Raw genomic sequence first — 3,284 nt, 5'->3', positions numbered from 1 at the left:
CGGTTCTTCAACGGTTCTCTCACGGTTGTTCAACGAACGATTCATTTCCAACGAAGAAACAACCCCATGACGACCCTTTTTTTATGGTAAAAAAAGAGGACAAACAGCATGAAATCTGTCACTAAAAAAACATCTCAATGAACGAAGAGAAAATGGTGTGCCTCTCTCACAAGCATACTTATACCTATTATAATAAGGTTATGCGCTTTTGTCAAACTCATTTCGTTCTTTCAATTCCGTTGTTGAAACAAAAGCTAATATCCACGCAAAAGATGATAATATAGGCATGAATGCTCAGATTTCACTGTCGTGGAAGTTCTATATTATCAACGACCTAACGATGTTTCCTCACTGTGGCAATCAGCAGCATGAAATGAATACCAACAACTGGGTATGGAATGCCCAAATGATCTACAGTTTCAGTAAAAGGAAACTCATGACTAAACCTAAGGATTGAAATCTATTGCATCAGTTCTCAAATACGCAATACACGATGAATAAACAGGGGGTGGTCACATTCATTATTCTTCTTATTTTTGTTCAAAGCTACCCAAGTTAAGATACAATACAGTTATACGTACCAGTTCGAACCATTGTTGGCATCATCATATTTAGGTATTTATGAGTATAGTCTTGGTTTAGTTTTTCATTACACGTATTGTTTTTGTAACTTTGCAACAAAATTAGCATCCGCAATGAAATTATCAGAATTAAAAGAAGGAGAATCAGGAATCATTGTCAAAGTCACAGGCCATGGCGGTTTCAGGAAACGCATCGTTGAAATGGGCTTTATCAGTGGTCAAAAAGTTGAAGTCTTGATCAATGCACCTCTAAAAGATCCCGTTAAATATAGAATAATGGGATATGAAGTTTCTCTTAGACACTCTGAAGCAGAAATGATAGAAGTGGTTGGTATTGACGAGTCAGAGACTTTGACTTCGCAACCCTCTTCGTACCAAGCAGGTGTGCCCTGTGAATGCAAAAACGACTCCCAATCTGTAACAGACGAGCAACTGCATGCCATAGCGATGAAAAAAAGTAAAGTTATCAATGTGGCTTTGGTGGGAAATCCCAATTGTGGTAAGACATCTCTTTTCAATTATGCTTCTGGCGCTCATGAACGTGTGGGTAATTATTCGGGTGTTACGGTAGATGCTAAGGAAGGTTATGCCAGTTTTGAAGGCTATCGGTTTAACATTATTGACCTTCCTGGAACCTATTCCCTATCCGCTTATTCGCCAGAAGAGTTATATGTTCGAAAGCAAATTGTTGAAAACACACCAGATGTGATTATCAATGTGATTGACAGTTCTAACTTAGAGCGAAACTTGTACTTAACAACGCAACTTATTGATATGCATCTACGTATTGTATGTGCGTTAAATATGTTTGATGAATCAGAAGAGCGAGGTGACCATATTGATTTCAATCAACTGGGTGAACTCTTGGACATACCGATGGTACCCACTGTTTTCAAAACAGGAAGAGGTGTAGAAGAGCTTTTCCACCAAGTGATTGAGCTATACGAAGGCAAAGAAGATGTGAGCTTGCAATATAGGCATATTCATATTAATTATGGCCACGAAATAGAACAAGGGATTACCAATATTCAGAATTATCTGAAGCAAAATGATAGCTTGCGCCTAAAATATTCTACCAGATATTTAAGTATTAAACTTTTGGAGTTTGATAAAAAGGCAGAACAAGTTGTGAGTCAACTGCCACAGGCTGAAAACATTTTCAAAGCAAGGGACAAGGCTGCACAACGTGTAAAGGAAGAAACAAATACGGATAGTGAGACAGCTATTATGGATGCAAAATATGGGTTCATACATGGAGCTTTACAAGAAGCACAATATGAAACCGGTCATGTGAAAGATACCTACCAACTGACACATTGGATAGATCGTATCATTACCCATAAATATTTTGGTTTTCCTATTTTTATCGCTTTAACATGGCTTATGTTTGAAGTTACCTTCTCCTTAGGACAGTACCCCATGGACTGGATAGAAGATGGTGTAGGCTGGTTGGGTGACATCATTTCACAACACTTCCCACAAGGTCCCATTAAAGATATGCTGGTTGATGGCGTTATAGGTGGCGTGGGCGCTGTCATCGTATTCTTACCTCAAATATTGATTCTATATTGCTTCATTTCCTTTATGGAGGATAGTGGTTATATGGCAAGAGCGGCATTTATTATGGACAAACTCATGCACAAGATGGGGCTACATGGAAAGTCTTTCATCCCTTTAATCATGGGGTTTGGTTGTAATGTGCCAGCAGTGATGGCAACCCGTACGATTGAGAGCCGGAAATCAAGGCTTGTCACCATGCTCATTCTTCCTATGATAAGCTGTTCTGCCAGATTACCCGTTTATATCATGATTATTGGAACCTTCTTTGCCGCTCAATATCGGTCGTCTATCATGATATCCATCTATATCATCGGAATATTGATGGCTGTTATTTTAGGAAGACTATTTAGTCAATTTGTCATTAAAGGAGAAGACACACCCTTTGTCATGGAGCTGCCCCCCTATCGTTTTCCTACGGGGAAAGCTATCCTACGACACACTTGGGAAAAGGGAAAGCAATATTTGAAGAAAATGGGAGGTATCATCCTTGTAGCAAGCATTTTAGTTTGGGCATTAGGATACTTTCCAAAAAACGAACATCTTAGCAAGAGTAAACAACAAGAGATGAGCTATATCGGGCGTATAGGTAAAACGCTTGAACCCATATTCAGACCACAGGGATTTAACTGGAAACTGGACGTTGGTATCATTGCAGGAGTTGGTGCAAAAGAGATTGTTGCTTCGACTATTGGAGTACTCTATTCATCAGATGAAGACTATGGCGATGATGACTCATATTCAACGGATACTAGCAAATACACGCAACTGAGACACCAAATGGCAGCCGATGGCATCACTCCTTTAAGCGCTTACGCTTTTTTACTCTTCGTGTTACTCTATTTCCCCTGTATAGCAGTAATCGCGGCTATTAAATCAGAGACAGGTAGCTGGAAGTGGGCTTTGTTTTCTGCCTTCTACACCACTCTATTAGCTTGGATTGTCTCTGCGGCATTCTATCAAGTAGGATTATTGTTTTATTGATGCGCGGAATGTGAAAATAGTAGGATACAGAATTTTTATAAAAAAATCTTGAATTGTTTGGATGTTCAAGAAAAACAATGTACCTTTGCACTCGCAAAAAAGAAATATGCACCCTTAGCTCAGTTGGTAGAGCAACTGACTCTTAATCAGTGGGTCTAGGGT

The 3,284-nt window shown here is 39.3% G+C and carries 2 protein-coding genes; both read left to right on the top strand.

Features of this window, described 5'->3' with window-relative positions; translation table 11 throughout:
• The first annotated feature begins 286 nt into the window (after window positions 1–286).
• Entirely contained in the window at window positions 287–457 is a 171-nt protein-coding gene (locus HMPREF9304_RS00760; protein ID WP_156104733.1) for a hypothetical protein, read from the top strand.
• A gap of 238 nt (window positions 458–695) precedes the next feature.
• Entirely contained in the window at window positions 696–3,122 is a 2,427-nt protein-coding gene (gene feoB / locus HMPREF9304_RS00755) for a ferrous iron transport protein B (RefSeq protein ID WP_036925795.1), read from the top strand.
• Window positions 3,123–3,284: the final 162 nt, after the last annotated feature.

Origin of the sequence: Hoylesella timonensis S9-PR14, assembly GCF_000762405.1 — a bacterium.
GTDB lineage: Bacteria > Bacteroidota > Bacteroidia > Bacteroidales > Bacteroidaceae > Prevotella > Prevotella timonensis_A.
This window is presented reverse-complemented; position numbering and strand designations above follow the sequence as displayed.

Excerpts from the sequence above, each read along its gene's own strand:
- HMPREF9304_RS00760 (WP_156104733.1), top strand. The coding sequence starts at position 287 with ATGAATGCTCAGATTTCACTGTCGTGGAAGTTCTATATTATCAACGAC.
- feoB (WP_036925795.1), top strand. The coding sequence starts at position 696 with ATGAAATTATCAGAATTAAAAGAAGGAGAATCAGGAATCATTGTCAAA.